This is a genomic window from Catenulispora acidiphila DSM 44928, from assembly GCF_000024025.1.
Classification (GTDB): domain Bacteria; phylum Actinomycetota; class Actinomycetes; order Streptomycetales; family Catenulisporaceae; genus Catenulispora; species Catenulispora acidiphila.
Map to the genome: position 1 here is coordinate 5,190,490 of NC_013131.1, position 20,568 is coordinate 5,211,057.

At 71.2% G+C, this 20,568-nt stretch carries 16 protein-coding genes; 12 read left to right on the top strand and 4 right to left on the bottom strand.

Annotated elements, in window-relative coordinates:
• Nucleotides 1–79: 79 nt before the first annotated feature.
• The 7 genes from CACI_RS22565 to CACI_RS22595 all read left to right on the top strand — a co-directional run bounded on the left by CACI_RS22565 (nt 80) and on the right by CACI_RS22595 (nt 9,876).
• Complete coding sequence (locus tag CACI_RS22565; RefSeq protein WP_015793154.1) at nt 80–532, top strand: MerR family transcriptional regulator; 453 nt, start codon at nt 80–82, stop codon at nt 530–532.
• Nucleotides 529–1,506, top strand: a complete 978-nt coding sequence (locus CACI_RS22570) for an SDR family oxidoreductase (protein WP_015793155.1) — start codon at nt 529–531, stop codon at nt 1,504–1,506. Before CACI_RS22565 ends, CACI_RS22570 begins: the two co-directional genes overlap by 4 nt.
• Before the next feature lie 67 nt (nt 1,507–1,573).
• Nucleotides 1,574–2,047, top strand: coding sequence for a MarR family winged helix-turn-helix transcriptional regulator (locus CACI_RS22575; RefSeq protein ID WP_015793156.1), 474 nt, complete (start codon nt 1,574–1,576; stop codon nt 2,045–2,047).
• A 165-nt stretch (nt 2,048–2,212) separates the two neighbouring features.
• Nucleotides 2,213–2,962, top strand: coding sequence for a DUF1269 domain-containing protein (locus tag CACI_RS51380; RefSeq protein WP_015793157.1), 750 nt, complete (start codon nt 2,213–2,215; stop codon nt 2,960–2,962).
• A gap of 95 nt (nt 2,963–3,057) precedes the next feature.
• The gene (locus CACI_RS22585; protein ID WP_015793158.1) at nt 3,058–3,534 is read left to right on the top strand and encodes an NUDIX hydrolase; all 477 of its coding nucleotides are present in this window, start codon (nt 3,058–3,060) and stop codon (nt 3,532–3,534) included.
• Nucleotides 3,535–3,621: 87 nt separating this feature from the next.
• Nucleotides 3,622–5,175: a dihydrolipoyl dehydrogenase family protein gene (locus CACI_RS22590; RefSeq protein ID WP_015793159.1), complete on the top strand. Its 1,554-nt coding sequence runs from the start codon at nt 3,622–3,624 to the stop codon at nt 5,173–5,175.
• 390 nt (nt 5,176–5,565) lie between these two features.
• Nucleotides 5,566–9,876 carry a GH92 family glycosyl hydrolase gene (locus tag CACI_RS22595; protein WP_049871675.1) on the top strand — a complete coding sequence of 1,437 codons (4,311 nt, stop codon included), beginning with the start codon at nt 5,566–5,568 and terminating at the stop codon, nt 9,874–9,876.
• Between the two features lie 110 nt (nt 9,877–9,986).
• Here CACI_RS22595 and CACI_RS22600 read toward each other — a convergent pair whose 3' ends face one another.
• Complete coding sequence (locus CACI_RS22600) at nt 9,987–10,463, bottom strand: DUF5959 family protein (RefSeq protein ID WP_041540414.1); 477 nt, start codon at nt 10,461–10,463, stop codon at nt 9,987–9,989.
• A 32-nt stretch (nt 10,464–10,495) separates the two neighbouring features.
• Nucleotides 10,496–11,095, bottom strand: a complete 600-nt coding sequence (locus CACI_RS22605) for a TetR/AcrR family transcriptional regulator (protein WP_015793162.1) — start codon at nt 11,093–11,095, stop codon at nt 10,496–10,498.
• 83 nt (nt 11,096–11,178) lie between these two features.
• On the opposite strand from CACI_RS22605, the gene CACI_RS22610 reads away from it, so the two are divergent.
• Nucleotides 11,179–12,111: an NADP-dependent oxidoreductase gene (locus tag CACI_RS22610; RefSeq protein ID WP_015793163.1), complete on the top strand. Its 933-nt coding sequence runs from the start codon at nt 11,179–11,181 to the stop codon at nt 12,109–12,111.
• 123 nt (nt 12,112–12,234) lie between these two features.
• On the opposite strand, the gene CACI_RS51385 is transcribed toward CACI_RS22610, so the two are convergent.
• A complete protein-coding gene (locus CACI_RS51385) occupies nt 12,235–16,230 on the bottom strand; it encodes a hypothetical protein (RefSeq protein ID WP_015793164.1) in 3,996 nt (1,331 codons plus the stop codon).
• A 121-nt stretch (nt 16,231–16,351) separates the two neighbouring features.
• Here CACI_RS51385 and CACI_RS22620 point away from each other — a divergent pair, with 121 nt between their 5' ends.
• Together CACI_RS22620 and CACI_RS22625 are read left to right on the top strand one after the other, a co-directional pair.
• Nucleotides 16,352–17,338: a helix-turn-helix domain-containing protein gene (locus tag CACI_RS22620; RefSeq protein WP_015793165.1), complete on the top strand. Its 987-nt coding sequence runs from the start codon at nt 16,352–16,354 to the stop codon at nt 17,336–17,338.
• A 12-nt stretch (nt 17,339–17,350) separates the two neighbouring features.
• Nucleotides 17,351–17,848, top strand: a complete 498-nt coding sequence (locus CACI_RS22625) for a GNAT family N-acetyltransferase (protein ID WP_015793166.1) — start codon at nt 17,351–17,353, stop codon at nt 17,846–17,848.
• Between the two features lie 17 nt (nt 17,849–17,865).
• On the opposite strand, the gene CACI_RS22630 is transcribed toward CACI_RS22625, so the two are convergent.
• Entirely contained in the window at nt 17,866–18,357 is a 492-nt protein-coding gene (locus CACI_RS22630; RefSeq protein WP_015793167.1) for a GNAT family N-acetyltransferase, read from the bottom strand.
• A 423-nt stretch (nt 18,358–18,780) separates the two neighbouring features.
• On the opposite strand from CACI_RS22630, the gene CACI_RS54350 reads away from it, so the two are divergent.
• Together CACI_RS54350 and CACI_RS22640 are read left to right on the top strand one after the other, a co-directional pair.
• Nucleotides 18,781–19,164 (top strand): YciI family protein, encoded by a 384-nt coding sequence (locus CACI_RS54350; RefSeq protein WP_041542216.1) that lies wholly within the window; start codon nt 18,781–18,783, stop codon nt 19,162–19,164.
• Nucleotide 19,165: 1 nt separating this feature from the next.
• A complete protein-coding gene (locus CACI_RS22640) occupies nt 19,166–20,425 on the top strand; it encodes an RNA polymerase sigma factor (RefSeq protein WP_015793169.1) in 1,260 nt (419 codons plus the stop codon).
• Nucleotides 20,426–20,568 lie beyond the last annotated feature (143 nt).

Sequence of the window (20,568 nt, forward strand, 5' to 3'; positions counted from 1 at the left end):
CGAATCACGGCGACCGACGGCCGCGCCGATGGCGGCCGTCGGTTGACTTCAAGCGCTTGAGGTGTGGTCAGCTGCCTTCATGACGGCATCGGCATCCACGGCGTTGACCATCCAGGAAGTGTCCCGGCACACCGGTCTGAGCGAGCCGACCCTCCGCTATTACGAGGAAGTCGGCCTGGTCGGTCCGATCGACCGGGACGAGCGCAGCGGCCACCGCCGCTACCGCACCGCCGACCTCGACACCGTCGAGGTGCTGGCGTGCCTGCGCGCGGTCGGCATGGGCATCGACGACATGCGCGCCTACCTGGCCAACCGCCGCATCGGGCGGACCCGGGCGGGGGAGCAGCGCGATCTGCTGCTGCGGCACGCCGAGCGGGTCGAGGCCGAGATCGCCGCGCAGCAGGCGCGGCTGGGCTACCTGCGGGAGAAGGCAGTGCTGTGGGACGCCCGGGCCAAGGGCGATGCCGTCGCCGAAGCCGCGTCCACCGAACGGATGGTGGCCGTGATGGAGCGCTTGGAGGCAGTGCGATGAGTAATCCGACCAACCCTGTTCTGGTGACCGGCGGGTCCGGCTACCTGGGGACCCACGTCGTCGCCGCGTTGTTGCGCGAGGGCCGGCCGGTGCGCGCCACGGTGCGCTCGCTGAGCCGCGAAGCCGGTCTGCGCGAAGCGGTGCGCCGAGGCGGCGCCGACGACGCCGGCCTGGAGGTCGTCGCCGCGGACCTGATGGCCGACGACGGCTGGAAGGCGGCGGTGGCCGGCGTCGAGGAGGTCCACCACGTCGCCTCCCCGATCCCGGTGGCGCAGCCGGCCGATCCCGACGAGCTGATCGTCCCGGCGCGGGAGGGCACGCTGCGGGTGCTCGGCGCCGCGCGGGACGCCGGCGCGCGGCGCGTCGTGCTCACCTCGTCGTTCGCGGCGATCGGCTACACGCCCAAGCCCGACGCCGACTACACCGAGGCCGACTGGACCGACCCCGACACGCCGGGGCTGGCGCCGTATCCGCGGTCCAAGGCGATCGCCGAGCGCGCGGCGTGGGACCTGATGGCCGGCGCCGCCACCGAACTCGTGGTCGTCAACCCGACGGCGATCTTCGGCCCGACCCTGAGCCCGGTCCTGGGTGCCTCGATGGCCCTGATCAAAGCCATGCTCGACGGCACGATGAGCGTCGCGCCCCGAGCCCGGTTCGGCGTCGCCGACGTGCGCGACGTCGCCGATCTGCACCTGCGCGCGATGGCGGCGCCGCAGGCCGCGGGCAAGCGGTTCCTGGCACTGACCGACGGCCCGGCGCTGAGCTTCGTGGAAGTCGCCGCGATCCTGCGCGACCGGCTCGGCGACCTCGCGGCGCTCGCCCCGACCGCCGAGGCCGACGGTCCGGAGCCGCCGCGTCCGGTGATCCACAACGACCGGGCGCGCGAGGAGCTGGGCTGGCGTCCGCGCCCGGCCGAGGCCACGATCGTGGAGTCCGCGGAGAGCCTGCGCGATCTCGGTTTGCTCGACCGGTGACGTGGCACACGGGACAGAATCCCGGTCTCACCTTCAATTAGCTCTGTCACAGAGCTAAAATCGAGGCATGACGGGTACCACCGAGCCTTCGGAACTGGAGAACCTCCTGGCAGGCCTGAATCGGCTGATCCGGCGCCGGCTGCGCGCCGGGCTGCCGTTGCCGCGCCTGCGCGGCGCCGAGGTCGAACTGCTCCGCCTGGTGCGCGGGCATCCTGGACTGCGGGTGTCCGAGGCCGCCAAGGAGCTGGGACTGGCCGGGAACTCGGTGTCCACGCTGGTCAAAGGCCTGGCGGAACTCGGCATGCTGGAGCGCTCCGCCGACCCCGGCGACGGCCGCGCCACCCTGCTGCACACCACGCCCGAGGCGGAGAAGCGGCTGCAGGAGTGGCAGGACCGGCGCTCGGTGCTGGTCCGCGCGCACATCGAGCGGCTGTCGCGCGCGGACCGGGCCGCACTGGACGCCGCACTGCCGGCACTGCGCGCGCTGACCACTTCGCTGCACGAGGAGGCCGAGAGCGGCGCCGTCGCCGACAGCGTCTAGGTCCCCGAGAGCGCGGAAGAGGACATGCGACCGCCGCCTCCGCGCTGCTCGGACGCCTCGCCGAGCACCTCCCAAGCGAAGGCGCAGTAACCGCGCCGCCGAGAACAGGCGGGTCTGCGATCACCGACGGAGACTGGTCGGGATGCCATTTCCGAAGGAGGACCCGTGGCGACCCTGACCGTGTGGAAGTTCGACGATCCCGACGGCGCCGAGCAGGTGCTGCAGGAACTGGAGGGCCTGCAGAAGCAGGCTCTGCTCAAGGTGCTCGACGGCGCGGTGGTGAGCTGGCCCGCCGAGGCCAAGCGGCCCAGGACCTCGCAGCTGGCGGACATGACCGGCCGCGGCGCCCTCGGCGGCGCGTTCTGGGGCTTCCTGTTCGGGCTGCTGTTCTTCGTGCCGCTGCTGGGTCTGGCGATCGGCGCCGCGGCCGGCGCGCTCGGCGGCTCGATGGCCAACGTCGGCATCGACAAGGACTTCATCGAGCAGGTGAAGGTGAAGGTCACGCCGGGGACCTCGGCGCTGTTCGTGCTGTCCGCGGACGAGGTCGGGGACCGGGTCCTGCCGACCTTCGAGCGCGCCGGCGCCGAGCTGATCAAGACGAACCTGTCGGCCGAGCAGGAGGCGCAGCTGCGCGAGGCGTTCGCCGAGGACGAGGAGCAGGCCAAGCCCACGCCGGCGGCGACCGGGACCTCGGCTCCGAAGCCGGGTGCTCCGGCTGCTCCGGCCGCTCCCGCCGCGCCCTCCGCCCCGGCGGCGAAGCCGGTCCCCAAGCCCGGGCCGAAGCCGGGCCCGCCGCCTTCGCAGGCGCGCGCGGCCGGTGCGGCCGCCGCTCGGGACGCCGGAGGCGGCACGGGTACCGCGTCCGGTGCCGGCGGGGCGAAGGGCTCAGGGTCCGGCTCGTCGCCGAAGAGCTGACGAAGAGCTGACATCGTCGAAACCCGGTCCGGTCCGGCCGCTGCGTGAGCGGCCGGACCGGACCTTCGTATACGGGGACGTATACCGTGGCGGGAATGAGCTTCCGCCTGGCTGCGTACGCCGTCTGCGTCGACGATGACCGAGTCCTGCTGGTGCGCTGCGTGTCGCCGGCGACCAAGGAGAGCACCTGGAGCCTGCCCGGCGGCCGGGTCGAGCACACCGAGGACCCGATCGACGCGGTGATCCGCGAGGTCGAGGAGGAGACCGGCTGCCAGGCGGTGGTCGAGCGGCTGCTCGGCGTGGACTCCCGCGTCATCCCGATCGCCGACCTGCGCGAGCCCGGTCCGGTCCCGCACCAGAACATCGGCATCTTCTACCGGGTCCGCATCACCGGCGGCGATCTGCGGCCCGAGCCGGACGGCGACGTCGCCGAATCGGTCTGGACCCCGCTCGCCGACGTGCCGGGGCTGCGCCGCTCCGGCCTGATCGACGTCGGCATCGCCCTGGCGCGAAGCACGCCGGCGACCGGGCACGTCGCGCCGGTGCCGGTCGGCGGGTTCGTCCAGCACTGACAGCGCGGCGCGCGCCGGGCATGCACGCCGCGCCGGATCGCGATTGAATCAAGGATCGCCCTGCCGATCCCGTGTGAATGGAGAGCCATGGAAGCCCCGGATGAGAACGTCGTAGAGGCCGCGCAGGAGATGGTGGCCGAGGGAGCACCGACCTTCGCGCACGGGGCGGCGCCGGCGGTCGGCGACGACGGGACGGCCGACACGATCGACCCGCCCGACGGCGAGGTGTTCGACGTCATCGTCGTGGGCGGCGGACCGACGGGGGAGAACCTCGCCGACCGCGCGCACGCCGGCGGGCTCAGCGTGGCCGTCGTCGAGCACGAACTCGTCGGCGGCGAGTGTTCCTATTGGGCGTGCATGCCCAGCAAAGCGCTGCTGCGGCCGGTCGCGGCAGTCGCCGACGCCAGGCGTGTGGACGGCGCCAAGCAGGCGGTCACCGGCGAGCTGGACGTCGCCGCGATCCTGGCGCGCCGCGACGAGTTCACCTCGAACTGGAAGGACGACGGCCAGGTCGACTGGCTCGCCAAGGCCGGGCTGTGCCTGGTGCGCGGACACGCCCGGCTCGACGGCGAGCGCCGCGTCGTGGTGCGCACCCCCGAGGGCACCGACCGGATCCTGAACGCCCGGCACGCTGTCGCCCTGTGTACCGGAACCCAGGCGTCGGTCCCCGATCTGCCCGGCGTGGCCGAGGCGAAGGTGTGGACCAGCCGCGAGGCGACCAGCGCCAAGCACGTGCCCGGCCGGTTGGCGGTGATCGGCGGCGGCGTGGTCGCGGTGGAGATGGCCGCCGCGTGGCGTGCGCTCGGCAGCGAGGTCACCCTGCTGGTGCGCGATGACAGGCTGCTGACCGGGATGGAGCCCTTCGCCGGGGAGCTGGTCGCCGAGAAGCTGGCCGAGGACGGCGTGGACGTGCGCTTCGGCGAGTCGGCGACGGCTGTGCGGCGGCAGGACGACGGAACCGTCGACCTCACCTTGGCCGGCGGCGGCACGCTCACCGCCGACGAAGTCCTCTTCGCCACCGGCCGCCGCCCCGCCACCGCCGATCTCGGACTGGACAGCGTCGGACTCAAGCCCGGCAGCTGGCTTCCCGTCGATGAGACCGGATTGGTGCAGGGCGTCAGCGGCACGTGGCTGTACTCCGCCGGCGACGTCAACCACCGCGCCCTGCTCACGCACCAGGGCAAGTATCAGGGCCGGATCTTCGGCGGCGCGATCGCCGACCGTGCCTTCGGCCGGGAGTTGGACACCGCGCCCTGGGGTCGCAGCGTCGCGACCGCGGATGTGCGCGCGGTGCCCCAGGTCGTGTTCTCCGACCCCGAGGCGGCGGCGGCCGGGCTCACCTTGAAGCAGGCGCAGGACCAAGGGCTGAACGTGCGCGCCGTCGACTACGATCTCGGTCAGGTCGCCGGCGCAGCGCTGTACGCCGACGGTTATCGCGGCCGGGCGCGCGCCGTCGTCGACCTGGACCGCGAGGTGCTGGTCGGGGTCACCTTCGTCGGACCGGGCGTGGCAGAGCTCGTCCACTCCGCGGCGATGGCGGTCGCGGCCGAAGTGCCGCTGAGCCGGCTGTGGCATGTCGTGCCCGCCTACCCGACGCTCGGTGAGGTCTGGTTGCGCCTGCTGGAGACATACCGGGGCTGATACCCATAGGGCTACCCATGCCCACAGATATAGCGATGTAGTGAAGACCCGCAGTCGAGGTGGTCGGGACCGATGCCGGTTCCGGCCACCTTTGTCGTGTATTTGTCGTGTGTTCGCCGTGGGCGCCTCTTCGGGCCCAGATAACGGTTTTGAGCCTCCCGGTCGGCCTGACCAGCATGGGAACGTTAACAGGAAAACCGGTCCCTCAGGACCCATAGTCGCAACTCAGAAGGCTTGCTAACGTTACCGCCGTCACCTTCAGACCCCGTTCGAGATCAGCTCACTCGTGGAGGGACGGTGCCCATGGCGCGCCGTGTAAGTGTCCGACGAAAGATGGCCAAGGCGGCTGGTGCCGCCGTATTGACAGGGGCCTTAAGCGTTGCAGCTGCCTTGTCCGGATCGGCGGGCACGGCGTTCGCCGCGACCGGTCCGGACAAGGGAGTCTCCCCGGTCGCGAACCCGGCGGCGGCGGTGAATCCGTTCCTGGCCACCGGCGACGGCGGAGCCGGCGGCCAGGCCGACGACTTCCCCGGCCCGGATGTGCCCTTCGGCATGATGCAGTGGGGTCCGGACACCACGCCGGACCGCCCCGAGGGCGGCGGCTACTACTACAACGACTCGAACATCTCCGGCTTCAGCCTGACGCACATGTCGGGTCCGGGCTGCGGGGCGTTCGGCGACGTGCCGATCCTGCCGACGGTCGGCGCGCTGCCGGCCAACCCCTCGAGCGTGTCGGCGCCGTTCAGCCACGACGCGGAGTCCGCTTCCTCCGACTACTACTCGGTGACCACCGGGACCGGCGCCTCGGCCGTGAAGACCGAGCTGACCGAGACCGCGCGCTCCGGCATAGGCCGGTTCACCTTCCCGGCCGGCGCACAGTCCAACCTGCTGTTCAAGCTGACCGGATCGCAGAACGGCGACTCGGCCACCAGCGCGCAGGTCGTCGGGCCCAACGAGATCAAGGGCTCGGTCACTTCCGGCCACTTCTGCGGCGCGAGCAACACCTACACGCTGAACTTCGACATGGTCTTCGACCAGCCGTTCACCGCGAACGGCACGTGGACCGGCAGCACCGTCACCCCGGGTACGGCGCCGGCCGCCGCGAAGACGACGCAGAAGGCGAACACCCAGGCGAGCCCGAACACGGCGCCCGGTTCGAGCCCGACCGCCTCGCCGAGCCCGAACCCCACCGCCTCACCGAGCCCGAGCGCCTCGCCGAGCCCGGCGGCCGGCAGCTCGACCGGCGGCTCGACTCCCGCCGCGCCCAAGGCCAAGCCGGGCGCACTGCCCGCGCCGACCCTGCACGGCGCGATCCCGGCCGCCCCGAAGGCGGCCACCCAGAAGCTGGCGGCGAACGCCGCGGCCACCGGTCCCGACGGTCTGTACCTGACCTTCGACACCAGCAGCGACCAGGTGGTCCAGGCCAAGGTCGGCATCTCCTTCACCTCCGGGCCCAACGCGCAGGCGAACCTGGCGGCCGAGCAGACCGGCTTCGCCTTCGACGCGGTCCACGCGGCCGGCGTCAAGGCCTGGAACGCCGAGCTGGGCAAGATCCAGATCGGCGGCGGGACCGCGGCGCGGCAGCAGGTGTTCTACACCGGGCTGTACCACTCCCTGCTGCACCCGAACATCTTCTCCGACACCAACGGCCAGTACGTCGGGTTCGACAACCAGGTGCACACCGTCCAGGCCGGGCACATCCAGGTCGCGAACTACTCCGGCTGGGACATCTACCGGTCGCAGGCGCAGCTGGAGGCGATCGTCGACCCGGCGATGGCCAGCAACGCCGCGCAGTCGATCGTCAACGACGCCGCGCAGAACAACGGCATGATGCCCAAGTGGGCGATGAACAACGGTGAGAGCTACGTCATGGTCGGCGACCCGGCCGACGGCGAACTCGCCGACTACTACGCCTTCGGCGCGCACGACTTCGACACGGCCTCCGCGCTGAAGTACGCGCTGGCCGAGGCGAACACGCCGAACAACATCCGCCCGGACCTGGCGGACTTCGAGAAGTACGGCTACGTCCCCTCCGACGCCGCCAACACCTGCTGCAACTTCTACGGGCCGGTGTCCACGACCGAGGAGTACGGCGCCGCCGACTTCGCACTGAGCCAGTTCGCCGGAGCGCTCGGCGACAAGGCCGACGCCACGGCGCTCCAGACCCGTTCGCAGGACTGGCAGAACCTGTTCAGCCCGGCGACCGGCCTGCTCGAGCCGCGCACCACCAACGGCCAGTACCTGCCGACCACGCTGAGCTCCTCGGACAACTACGTCGAGGGCGACGCCTCGCAGTACCGCTGGCAGGTCGGCTGGAACCCCAGCGGTCTGGTGACGGCCATGGGCGGCGGCCAGGCGGTCCAGAAGCAGCTGGACACCTTCTTCACGCAGCTCGACCAGGGTCCGCCCTCGCCGTACGCGTTCCTGGGCAACGAGCCCGACATGGGCGTGCCGTGGCTGTACGACTACACCGGCGCGCCGTGGAAGGCGCAGAAGATCGTCAACGACGTCCGGACCCAGATCTTCACCGACGACCCGAAGACCAGCCTCGGCGGCAACGACGACCTGGGCACCACCTCGGCGCAGGGCGCGTTCTCGATGCTGGGGATGTTCCCGGAGGCCGCGGGCAGCGCCGACATGGCGTTGAACAGCCCTGAGTTCCCGCTGGAGATCATCCACCTGGCCAACGGGAAGGCCATCACCGTGAACGCGCCCGGCGCGGACTCGGTGAAGAACTTCTACGTGCAGAGCATGAAGCTCAACGGCTCGTCGTGGCACTCGGCGTGGCTGCCGGCCGCGGCGTTCACCCACGGCGCGACGCTCGACGTGAAGATGGGCTCGACCCCGAACAAGAGCTGGGGCGCCGGCAAGAACGACGCGCCGCCCTCGCACACCGCCGGGCAGCAGCCGGCCATCGGCTACCTGTCCGACCAGCAGCTCCGGGTCACCCCGGGCAGCAGCGCCACCGTCACGGTGTCCGCGCAGGACGTCGCCGGGGACCACCAGAAGATCTCGGTGGGCGCCACGCCGCCGGCCGGCTCCGGTCTGACGGTGAAGCAGTCCTCTTCCACGCTGCACCTCTCCCCGGCCGGGCACGACTCGCTGAAACTGACGATCAACGCCCCGGCCACGGCGGCGCAGACCTTCTACACCGTCCCGGTCCAGCTGACCGCCGACGGCAAGGCGCTGCCCCCGCTGAAGCTGACGGTGCTGGTCGCCCCGGCGGGCAGCCTGCTGGCCTCCTTCGACAACAACGGCATCGCCGACGACACGCAGATCACCGTCACCAACTTCGACGGCTCCGGCAACAGCTACTCCGCGCAGGCTCTGGCCGGCGCCGGGCTGACCCCGGGCCAGCCGGTGACGGTCGGCGGCATCACCTACACCTGGCCGCTTCCGGCGCCGGGCAACCCGGACAACGTCGTGGCCGCCGGCCAGAAGGTGAACGTGTCCGCGGCCGCCGGGACGCAGGAACTCGGTCTGCTCGGTTCGGCCGACGGCGGTCCCAGCCAGGGCGTCATGACGCTGAACTACTCCGACGGCAGCACCGCGCAGTTCTGGCTCGGACTGTCGGACTGGACGCTGGGGGCGGGCAAGAGCAAGCCGTCCTTCGGCAACGGCGACGCCGCGACGCTGTCCTACCGGGACTGCTCCAGCTGCGCCGGCGGCAAGGACACCACGGCGACGCACGTGTTCTCCACGGTGTTCCCGGTCGACCCGGCCAAGACGCTGACCTCGGTCACCCTGCCCAACGGGACCGACCAGGGCCGGCTGCACGTCTTCGCCGTCGGGACCTCCACGACCGCGCCGACCGGTGCGGTGACCACCTCGGCCACCCCCTCGCCGGCCGCGGCCGGGCAGCAGGTGACGGTGCACGGCTCCGGCTTCGGCGCCACGCAGGGCACCGGCTACGTGGCCTTCAGCGACCAGGGCATCAACTGGGGCGCGCCGGGCAACAGCGCGGCGTTCACGGTCGACTCCTGGAGCGACACCGCGGTGACCTTCACCGTGCCGACCCCCAGCGGGACCAACGGCATGTTCCACGTCTACCCCGGCTCCAACGCCGCGGTGACCGTGGTCAACGCCGCGGGCCAGGTCTCCGACAGCCAGGTGCTGCCGATGACCCCGACCGCGAACCCGGCCGACTACTTCGACAACATCGGAACCTCGGCCGACAGCAACCAGCAGTGCGCCGACTTCGACGGAGACGGCTACAGCTACTCCGCCGACGCCCTGGCCGCCGCCGGTATCAAGCCCGGAGGCACCGTGACCTCCGACGGTGTGACCTACACCTGGCCGAACGTCCAGCCCTGCGGCGCGGACAACATCCTGCCCGCGGGCCAGACGATGCTGGTGACCGGAAAGGCCGGCGCCACCAAGCTCGGCCTGCTCGGCTCCTCCACCAACGGCGGCTCCGCCGGCCCGATCACCCTCACCTACACCGACGGCACCTCCACCACCCAGACGCTGACCTTCAACGACTGGGCCAGCGGCGGCGACACCACCGACACCGCGATCGCGACCATGCCCTACCGCAACAGCGACTCCGGCAGCTCGCAGTCGATCACGATGTACGTCTTCTCCACCACCGTCCCGCTGGACACCACCAAGACCCTGGCCTCGGTCACGTTCCCGAACGTGGCCTCCAGCGTCGGCAGCAACACCACCGCGATGCACGTCTTCGCGGTCTCCGAAGGCTGAGGAGCAGCAGTCCCTCGCTCCTCGGCGCTTGATTGAACAGCTGGTCCCGGCCCGGATTCTCGGGTCGGGACCAGCTGTGTGTCCGGGGTTTGTGGTACTCAGCGCGGTAATCAGCGCTGCCGGTCCGGGCTCCACTCATAGACGTCCGGCGAGGACGTGAGCACTTCGCGCGGCCAGGTCTGGTGCACCCGCGCCAGCCGCTGTCGCAGGTCGCTGACCCACTCGGGACGGATCGGGACCTTCATGACGATGTCGAAGCGATCAGTCTCGTGGACCCGCACCGCCACGCGCCGGTTCCGTTGGACGCGCAGCTCGATGCCCGGACCCCGGTCGCCCGCGATCACCGCGGTGGAACCGGCGCCCAGACCGCCGTCGAGCGCGCTCTGCCACTCGGCGAGGTCCGAGGGGAGCAGGAACAGCGTCGTGGCGTCCCGGACCTTGTCCGAGGACACGATCAGTGTGGCCCGCAAAATATCGTGACCTGTCAGCACTCCCGGCTCGAAGCGTCCGGTGACCCGCACCACGCAGCGCTCGCCGGCAGTGCCCGCCAGATCGATCAGGTCTATCGACCCTGCTGGGTCTCCCATTGTCGCCCCGCCCCCACGTTCCGCCTCGCGCATCAAGCCGGCCAAGCCGCGAGCGCCACGTCGGCGACGCGCTGGAGGTCCTGTTCGCTGGCGCCGTCGCGGGCTTGGGTGGACATGCCTTGGATCACTGCGGCGTAGAAGGTTGCCAGGGCTGGGGCGTCGGTCTTGGGGGGGAGGCTGCCGGCTTGGATGTCGGCGGTGATGCGGTCGGCGATGGCGTGCTTGGTGTCCTCGCGGTAGGCGCGGAGTTCTTCGGCGACGTCTTGGGAGGCTTCGGAGGTGTTGGTGGCGCCGTCGATGACCAGGCAGCCGGGGGGGTGGTGGGCGTCGGTGTACTCGGTGGCGGCCAGACGGAGCATGGTTTCCACGACGCCGCGGGCGGTCGGCTGGTCCAGGGCGCGGGAGCCGTAGTCGCCGTGGGTCTGGGCGTAGCGCTGGACGGCGGCGCTGAAGAGCTTGCGCTTGTCGCCGAAGGCGGCGTACAGGCTCGGCGGGTTGATGCCCATCGCCCTGGTCAGGGTGGCGATCGAGGTCGCCTCGTAGCCGTGGCGCCAGAACTCCATGAGCGCGGCTTCCAGCGCCTGGTCGCGGTCGAAGCCTCGGGGGCGTCCCTTGATGGTCGCGGTAGTCACGTCCTCGATTCTATAGCGATCGCTAGGGAATGTGGTACCGTCCTTCTGTATCGACCACTACAGAAAGTGTGGAGGGATCTCCCATGCGCGCTGTCTCCCAGGACTCATTCGGCGACCCGACCGTCCTGCACGCCGTCGAGGTGCCCGTGCCCGCCCTGCTGCCCTCCGAGGTCCTGGTCCGGGTGCACGCCACCGGCGTCAACCCGGTCGACGCCATGGTCCGCTCCGGCGCCTTCGCGATGCTCGGCCAGCCGCCGTTCGTCCTGGGCTGGGACGTCTCAGGGGTCGTGGAAGAAACCGTGCCCGGCGTCACCCGCTTCGAGGTCGGCGACGAGGTCTACGGCATGCCGTTCTTCCCGCGCGCCGGCAACGCCTACGCCGAGTACGTCGCCGTCCCCTCCCGCCAGCTGGCCCGCAAGCCCGCCGCGATCGACCACGACCACGCCGCCGCCCTGCCGCTGGCCGGACTCACCGCGTGGCAGGCGCTCGTCGACGCCGCCGGGGTGTCCGAGGGCGACAAGATCCTGATCCACGCCGGCGGCGGAGGCGTGGGACACCTCGCGGTACAGATCGCCAAGGCCCGCGGCGCGCACGTCGTGGCCACCGCCAGCGCCGCCAAACACGACTTCGTCCTCGGCCTCGGCGCCGACGAGGTCATCGACTACCGCGCCGTGGACATCACCGAAGCCATCAAGGGCATGGACGTCGTCCTGGACACGGTCGGCGGAGCCGTCGGCCGCCAGTCGATCGAGGTCCTGCGCCCCGGCGGGCTGCTGCTCACCATCGTCGACCGGATGGACAGGGAGCTGCGCGCCGCGACGATCGACGCCGGCCGGCGCTTCGCGGGCATCACCGTCGAGCCGGACTATGTCGGACTGGAAGCCCTCGCCGCGCTCGTGGACGCCGGGAAGCTGCGCCCCTACGTCGAGCACGCGATCCCGCTCGACGACGCCGCCAAGGCGCACGAGCTCATCGAGTCCGGCCGCACGCAGGGCAAGATCGTCCTGACGCTGTAGGACAGCAACGGTCTACAAAACTGTAGGACAGCAACAGTCCACAACACTGCCGCCCCGCCGAGCTGCTCCGAAGAGCGGCCCGGCGGGGCGGCGGTTCAGCGGTAGCGGACTACCTCAGCCCTCTCAGTAAGAGAACTGCTCGATCTGGCTCCATCCGGGACCGTACGTGAACCCGGTCCGCGTCTTGGGGTCGATCTGGATGTTCTGCCCCGCGGTGGACGACAGCGGACCGCCGAACCCGTGGGTGAACTCGAACGCCGTCACCGTCTTGAGAACCTTGCCGGTGCCAGTGTCCACCACATCGATCTGACCGCGGGAGTTGCTGTCGGTCAGGATGCCGCCGGGGTGGCCGAAGACCGACAGCGGCTGCGGGCTGGCATAGGCGACCAGCGCCACATGGTGCGCGCTGTCCAGTGCCAGCGCCCCGGCCATCTGCTGGCGCAGCGTGCCGTTGTTGGTCGTGGCGAGGGTCTTCTCGTCGACCATGTCCAGCGCGAGGTGGCTCAGGAAGTTGACGCTGAAGCTGGCGTAGTTCAGCAGCGCCGCCTGGGAACCGTCCTGCGCCGAGGCGAAGTTGGTACCGCAGACCGGGGTGGACCCGGCCGACAGCGACACCGCCTCGGTCGCCTCATTGACGTCGATCACCGCGTTCGCCGCCGTCCCGAAGCACAGCGAGCTGTCGGCGAGGTGCGCGAGCTGGACGGTGCCGGTGCCCGCATCGACGTCGATGCCGTCGTAGTAGGCGCGCGTGGCCTTCGCCGTGGCGTCCGGCTCGACCGGGGTGCCCGGCTTGCCGGAGGCGACGTCGAGGCTGAGCAGCTCGTCGTGGTAGTCCGGCTGGACCCACTGCAGGACCCACGCCTGGTGCCGCGCGGCGTCCACCCGGCCGCCGACGACCAGGCTCGGCGCGCCCTGCACCACCTGCGGCGTGCCGACCAGCGAGCCGTCGGACAGGTTCCGCACCTCCAGCTGGTAGGAGTTCTCATCGACGGTGTGCATCAGGACCACGCGATGCGCCGAGTCGTCCACGCCGATGATCGCGTAGGGACCGGCCTGCGTGGTGTCGGAGGTGATGACCGGACCGTAGGTCCCGTCAGCCGGGTTGTAGTGCCGGACGGACTCGCCGGCGTCGGCGGAGTCGGTCACCACGGCGACCGAGTCCGCGCCCTTGGCGGCGAAGTCCGCGACCTGCCCGTTCGCCGGCGGCACGCCGTCGTCGACGGTCAGCGTCGAGGACGGCGAGGCCTGCCCGGCCGCCTGGCCGTCCCGGCCGATCGGCAGCACCCGGATGGTGTACTGCGACGCGGTGGCCAGACCGATCTTGAGCGCGTCCAGCGAGACCGTGCCGGAGCGCCAGGGGAGCTTCTGGTAGACCACCGATCCGGTGTCGAAGCCGTCGCCGTCGCGGGCGGTGCCGTTCTGCGCGGTGAAGGTGTTCAGCGAGTTCCACAGCGTCGGTGCGCCGGCGGAGATCTCCAGCATCGCGCCGGTGGCGCCGTGGACGGAGTCCACCGAGTAGTTCACGCTGAAGGCCGAGGACTTCCGCGAGACCTCGCTCTGGTGGCCGAACGCCGCCGAGGCGTCGTGCCGGACGCCGGCGGCCAGGGTCGGGGCGTCGGGACGCTGGTCGGCGCCGAAGCCCGCGACGCGGATCGGCGCCGATTCCCCGTAGATCGGGTACTGCGGGTTCGAGTCGTCCTGGATGATCGTGATGCCGTAGATGCCGCCGCCGGAGCCGAACGCCGAGGCGGGGATCTGCACGTCGCCGGAGGTTCCGGTGAGCGGCGCGGTCCAGGCGTTGTTGGAGAGCGGGGCGAGCACCGGGCTCCAGTGGCCGACGGTAGAGAGCGCGAGGGTCGGGCTCTTGACGTTCCGCACGCCGGTGAAGTCGTAGTGCACTGTCACGGCCTGGCCCGCGTTGACGGTCGCCGGGGCGGTCGGCGCCGGCGCCTCCAGGTACGTGCCGTCGGTGGCGCCGAGGGTGACGGACTGCGTGATCGACCCGGTCGAGCGGCCGTGGGACAGGACGTCGAACCGGACGGAGACCGTGCGCGGCGTCGTGGATATCACCGGCAGCCCGGCGGCGGTCAGCAGCTGGGTCGGGGTGAGGCGGATCGCTGGGGTGTCGGAGTCGAAGGTCTTCGAGCCGACGGTTAAGCGGTAGCGGCTGCCGTGACCGGCGTTCACCACGTCTGCGGCGAACGTGAGCGGTCCGACCAGCCCTTCGCCGGTGTCATCGCCGCGCGCGTCCGCCGGACCGGCCAGGTCGATCGAGGCCGGGTCGGTGCTCTCCAGGAACTCCCCGCCCTCCTCGCCGAGCAGTTCGTGGTGCTGCACGCCGAGGCGGACGATGCGCGTCGGACCGGCCTTGGCAGCGGCGTCGGCGGCGTCGGCGCTGACTGTGCTGGCAGCGCTGTCGGCGGCGGTGCCGTTGACGACCGCGTTGGTGTCGTCCCCGTGCCGCGCCGACAGCAGCCGCTCGACCGCCGCGGTGACGTCCACCTGCGGACCGACGTTCAGGTTCTGGTCGATCTGCGGCGGCGTGGCCACCGTGCGGGCAGTGGAGACCAGCAGGTCCCTGATCTGCTCCGGCGTCAAAGTGCGGCCGGTCAGCTTCGCGGCGCCGTCGATGACCGCCGCGGCGGCTGCGATCTCCGGTGCCGAGGCGGACGTGCCGCCGGTCAGGCTCACCCCGGCGGTCTGCGCCGCCGAGCCCTCGGCGTGGAAGAGCGCCGGGATGTTGTCGCTGGGCGCCGACAGGTCGATCCGCGAGCCGAAGCCGGAGGAGAAGTCGCCGCTGCCGGATATCCGGGTCTCCGCGACGGTCGCCGGGCCCGCGGTGCCGACGGACAGGGTGTTGTCGGTGGTGCTGCCGCCGGCGGCGATCGCCCCGCTGTCCTGGACCCGGCTGGGGGTGGTGGACATCGCGTCGTCGTCGATGGTGGTCGCCTGGTGCGCGGAGTGCGCCACGTCGGTCGGGGTGCTGCCGCCGTCCGGGCCGACCGCGGTCGGGGTGTACAGGCGGGTGCCGTCGTTGGCGGCTATGGAGACCGTGATGCCGTACTGGTGCACGATCTGGGCGACCGTGGCCTCGATCGTCGGGTCGTCCTCCAGGTAGCGGCCGGGGAAGCCCTGGCTGTCGGTGCCGAAGCCGAGGCTGGCGTTGATCACGTCGGGCCGCGGCGTCTGCCGGGCGGCGGCCAGCAGCGCGACGCGGATCTGGTCCGGCGTCGGGCTGGAGGGCACGACCAGCCGGTAGCTCGCGCCGGGCGCCACGCCGAGCAGGTCGGTGAAGCCGCTGCCGGTGTTCGCCGGCCGCTGGTCCTGGTGCGGCAGCGGCGCCATCACGCTGAAGTCCAGCATGATCTCGCCGTTGGACGGGTCCTGGTTCTCGGTGGAACCCAGCGGGTTGAGATGCCCGGCGGTGTCGGCGACGTAGGTCGGGATCAGCGGCATGGACGGCAGGTCCAGATAGCGCTGGCCGCCGGAGAGGACCGTGGTCGGGCCGTTCTGCTGCACGTAGCCGTCGCCGGCGTCGGCCATCGCCTGGTCGGTGAGGTCGCCGACGCAGACGTTGGTGATGATCTCACCCTGTCCGGGCAGCTTGTTGTAGCGCGTAGCCAGGTCGCTGTAGGCGCCGAGGGCGTCCACACCGCCGGAGTTCATCCAGCTCTCCAGGGAGGAGGAGATGCCGTAGTTGTCCGGCAGTCCGCTGGTGTTCGCCACGGCCAGCCGCTTGGTGGTCGTCGCCGCGGCGTTGTTCTTGGCGGCGGCGACGATCGAGGCCGGGATCTGGGTCCGGCTGCTGATCATGCTGGTGACGGTGTGGCCGGAGGCGGCGGCAGCGGCGTTCCCGCCGGGCACCGGGTGGTCGGCGGCGGACCAGGTTTCGCCGAGGGCTGAGGCGCCGGCGGAGCCGAAGGAGTACGTGGGCTGACCCGGCCGGGTCGGGGCGCCGGGGCTGCTGCCCGCGGCGGTGGCCGGACCGGCGGGCGCGGCGGAGACGGCGCTGGTGGCGCCGAGCGTTCCGGCGGCCAGGGTGGTGCCCGCGACCAGTGCCGTGATCAGGCGTTTCCGGCCTCGTGGGGAGTCGGAGCGGGGTGGGTGGGGACTTGGCATTCGGTTCCTCACACGCTTCAGTAAATGAACGGTGGGGAACAACCTGGCAGCGTCCCAGGCGATGGCACAAGACAGCCAGCAGGCGTATTCTCGCCACCCGGCGTCTTTGCGCCACCACCCGATGCTCCGGCCCGCGAATAAGGGGACTGACGTGCTGGAATCAGTGGGCCTGCCAGAGCCGTGCGGAACGGTGTACTCGGCCCTCGTTGAGCATCCCGAGTCCGGCGCGGCGCGGTTGGCGGAGATCACGAGGCTACCGTTGAGTAAGGTGCGCGGCGCACTCGACCGCTTGACCGCCGAGGGCATGGCGAGCCGCGCGCCGGGCCGGACGGCGGTGTGGTTCGCCTCGGCGCCGGACGTCGCCATCGGCTCGCTGGTCGGGCGTGCGGAGCAGGAGCTGGTGCGTGTCAGGTCCTTGATGAACGGCCTCATGGACAGCTACCGCGAGGCGGCCCGCTACACCGACCCCTCGCTGTCGGTGGAGGTGGTGCGCGGTTATGAGGAGGTCGGCCGCCGCTTCAGCCACCTGCAGAGCGAGGCGCGCCACCAGATCCGCGGCTTCGACCGGCCGCCGTACCTGAACAACCCCGGCACCAACCACGACAACGCGGCGCGCCGTGCCCGCTCCGGACTGAACTACCGGGTGATCTACTCCCGCGCCGCGCTGGCCTGGCCGGACCGTCTCAGCCAGGACATCCGGCCCTCCCAGACCTTCGGCGAGCACTCCCGCACCCGCCCCACCCTGCCGATCAAGATGGTGATCAGCGACGATCGCCAGGCGCTGATCCCGATCCGCGATCCGGAGGAGGCGCTGACCACGGCGTACGTGATCCATCCCTCGTCGCTGCTGGACGCCCTGATCGCGTTGTTCGAGGCCGAGTGGCGGCTGGCGCTGCCGCTCCCGGAGGTCTCCGAGCAGGGACCGGACGAGGCGACCCGCACGCTGCTGTTGCTGCTGGCCTCAGGCCAGACCGACGAGGCGATCGCCCGCGCGCTGGGCTGGAGTTTCCGCACCACGCAGCGGCGTGTCCAGGCCCTGATGCGGACGCTGGACGCCACGACGCGGTTCCAGGCGGGAATGGAGGCGCGGGGGCGGGGCTGGGTGTGATGGACTGCCCGGGTGTCCGGTGAAGTGATCCTGCCCGTCCATGTCCGCGACCTCACCTATGCGGATCTGCCGCACTGTGGCTGGTCTGGGTCCTCGCTCCACCTGCTCGTGGTGGAGAACGAACTGGACCGCGCGGCGGCCGGAGTGGCGGAGTATCTGGCGGTGTGCGCCGCCAAGACCGACCTCCCGCTGGCGATCGGCGGCATCGACTACGAACTGGCTCCGGCAGCCGGCTCGATCCACCAGCTCGCGACGATGCCCGCGCTCCAGTCCTGCGGTTTGGGCACGACGCTGATGGCCGCCGCCGAGGACCGCATCCGCGGCCGCGGTCTGGTGCGCGCCGAGCTCGGGGTCGAGCAGGAGAATCCGCGGGCGCGGGCGTTGTACGAGCGGCTCGGCTACGTCGTCTTCGACACCCGCCCCGACTCCTGGGACGAGGAGGCTCCGGACGGCACGCTCCGGCGCTACGAAACCGTGTGCGCGATCATGGCGAAGGATCTGCGGGCCTGAGCTGGGCCTAGTCGGGCCTAAGTGTCCTGCCGGGCCGCCGCGCCGCCGAACGCGTGCAGCGCGTCGCCGGTCAGCCGCATCGTGGTCCACTCCTCCATCGCGACCGCGCCGAGCGCCTTGTAGAAGCCGATCGACGGCTCGTTCCAGTCCAGCACGCTCCACTCCACGCGGCTGTAGCCGCGCTCGACGGCGATGCGGGCCAGCTCGCGCAGCAGCGCGCTGCCGTAGCCGCCGCCGCGCGCCTCGGGCAGGACGAACAGGTCCTCCAGGTAGATGCCGTGCGTGCCGTTCCAGGTGGAGAAGTTCAGGAAATACAGCGCGAAGCCGACCGGGGTGCCGGCGTCGTCCTCCGCGATCAGGGCGAAGACGGCGGGGTGCTCGGCGAACAGGGCGGCGTGGAACTGCTCCTCGGTGGCCTTGGCCGATTCCGGCTCGCGCTCGTACTCGGCGAGGGCGGCGACCAGGGCGCGGATGGTCGGGACGTCGGCGGGGGCGGCAGCGCGGATCATGCCGCAAGCCTAGCGGCGAGGGGGGAGTGGGCCGGCTGTCTGTTTGCGGCCACCTGCTTCGTGTAGAGGGTGAGACCGATTCTCACGGAGCACGAAGGAGACATCATGGGCCAGATCGTGGTGACCGAGAGCCTGACGCTGGACGGCGTGATGCAGGCGCCGGCCGGGCCGAAGCAGACCGACGGGAACCCCTTCACCGAGCACCTGCGTAAGGTGCAGAAGTATGTCGTGTCGGCGACGATGGCCGAGTCGCTGCCGTGGGCGAACTCGACGGTGGTGCGCGCGAAGCGGGACGGCGCCGGTTCCGGTGAGGGTGCCAGTGCCAGTGCCAGTGCCGGTGGTGGCGGCGTCCCGGCGGCGGTCGCGGCGCTTCGCGACGGCATCGAGCAGGACATCGCGACGAGGCCTGAGGAGATGGCTGCCATGACCCGCTACCTGCTCTCCATCTACCAGCCCGACGGGCCGCTGCCCTCCGAGGAGCGCCTCGCCGACATCGGCCGCGAGCTGGACGCGCTGAACGCCGAGCTGCGGGAAGCCGGCTCGTGGGTGTTCGACGGGGGACTGCATCCGGCGAGTACGGCGACGGTGTTGCGACCCGGTCCGGCTTCGGGTTCTGGTTCGGGCTCCAGTTCCGGCTCCGGCTCCAACGAGGTGCTGATCACCGACGGACCCTTCGCCGACAGCAAGGAACACCTCGGCGGCATCAAGATCATCGATGCCCCCGACCTGGACGCGGCGCTCGGCTGGGCCGCGAAGCTGACGCGTGCCGTCGGGCTGCCCGTCGAGGTCCGGCCGTTCCTGGGCTGACATGACCTCGGCTCAGGACATCGAAGCCGTCTTCCGTGCCGAGTACGGCCGGGCGGTGGCTGTCCTGGTGCGCGCTTTCGGCGACATCGACCTCGCCGAGGAAGCCGTCCAGGACGCCTTCGCCACCGCCTTGCAACGCTGGCCGGCAGAGGGTCCGCCACCGTCTCCGGCGGGCTGGATCATCACCACGGCCCGCAACCGCGCCATCGACCGTCTTCGCCGTGAAGCGCGCCGCGAGGACCACTATGCCCAAGCGGCGCTGCTGCACGCCGCCACCGATCCCGGCGCCGATCGCCACCCCGCCACCGAATCAGAACAGGAGGACCCGGTGCGCGACGACCGCCTCCGCCTGATCTTCACCTGCTGCCACCCGGCTCTGGCCGCGCCGACCCGCGTCGCCCTGACTCTGCGCCTGCTCGGCGGCCTGACCACCGCCGAGATCGCCCGCGCGTTCCTGGTCAGCGAGCAGACCATGTCCCAGCGCCTGGTGCGCGCGAAGGGCAAGATCCGCGCCGCGCGCATCCCGTACCGCATCCCCTCAGAGGCCGAACTGCCGGACCGGCTGCGCGCCGTGCTCGCCGTCGTCTACCTGATCTTCACCGAAGGACACTCGGCCACCTCCGGGGAGAACCTGGTCCGCGCCGACCTGTGTGCCGAGGCGATCCGCCTGGCGCGCCTGCTGGTCGAGCTGATGCCCGACGAACCCGAGGCCGCCGGTCTGCTCGCGCTGCTCCTGCTCACCGAGGCACGCCGCCCGGCCCGCGTCGCCCCCGACGGCGCGCTCATCCTGCTCGGCGACCAGGACCGCGCGCGGTGGGACAGGGCCCTGATCGAGGAGGGGCAAGACCTCCTGCGCTCGTGCCTGCGGCGCAACCAACCCGGGCCGTATCAGCTCCAAGCCGCCATCAACGCCGTCCACAGCGACGCGGCTCGCGCCGAGGACACCGACTGGCTCCAGATCCTGACTCTCTACGACCGGCTGCTGGCCGTCGAGCCGACCCCCGTCGTCGCCCTCAACCGAGCCGTCGCCCTCGCCGAAGCCCACGGCATCGCCCCAGCGCTGGACGTCATCGAAGCACTCGCCACGCCCCTGGCCGAATACGGTCCCTACCACGCCGTGCGCGCCGACCTCCTGCGCCGCGCCGGCCGCCGGAGCGAAGCCGCCGCCGCGTACGAACAAGCCGCGGCGCGCGCCGGGAACGCCAGCGAGCGCGCGTTCCTGCTGGCGCGGCGGAGCGCTCTGACCGACTCGCCGGATTGATCACCTGGGGCCGTCGCAAAAGCTTGGCATGACCGGCGACTATGCACCATGATGGCGCTCGGTTACCGCTGACGGGGGAGATCAGCCGGGGACGCTTCGCGGATGCGGCATAGCGGCGCGAAGGACGGAGTTCGGGGGGTGTG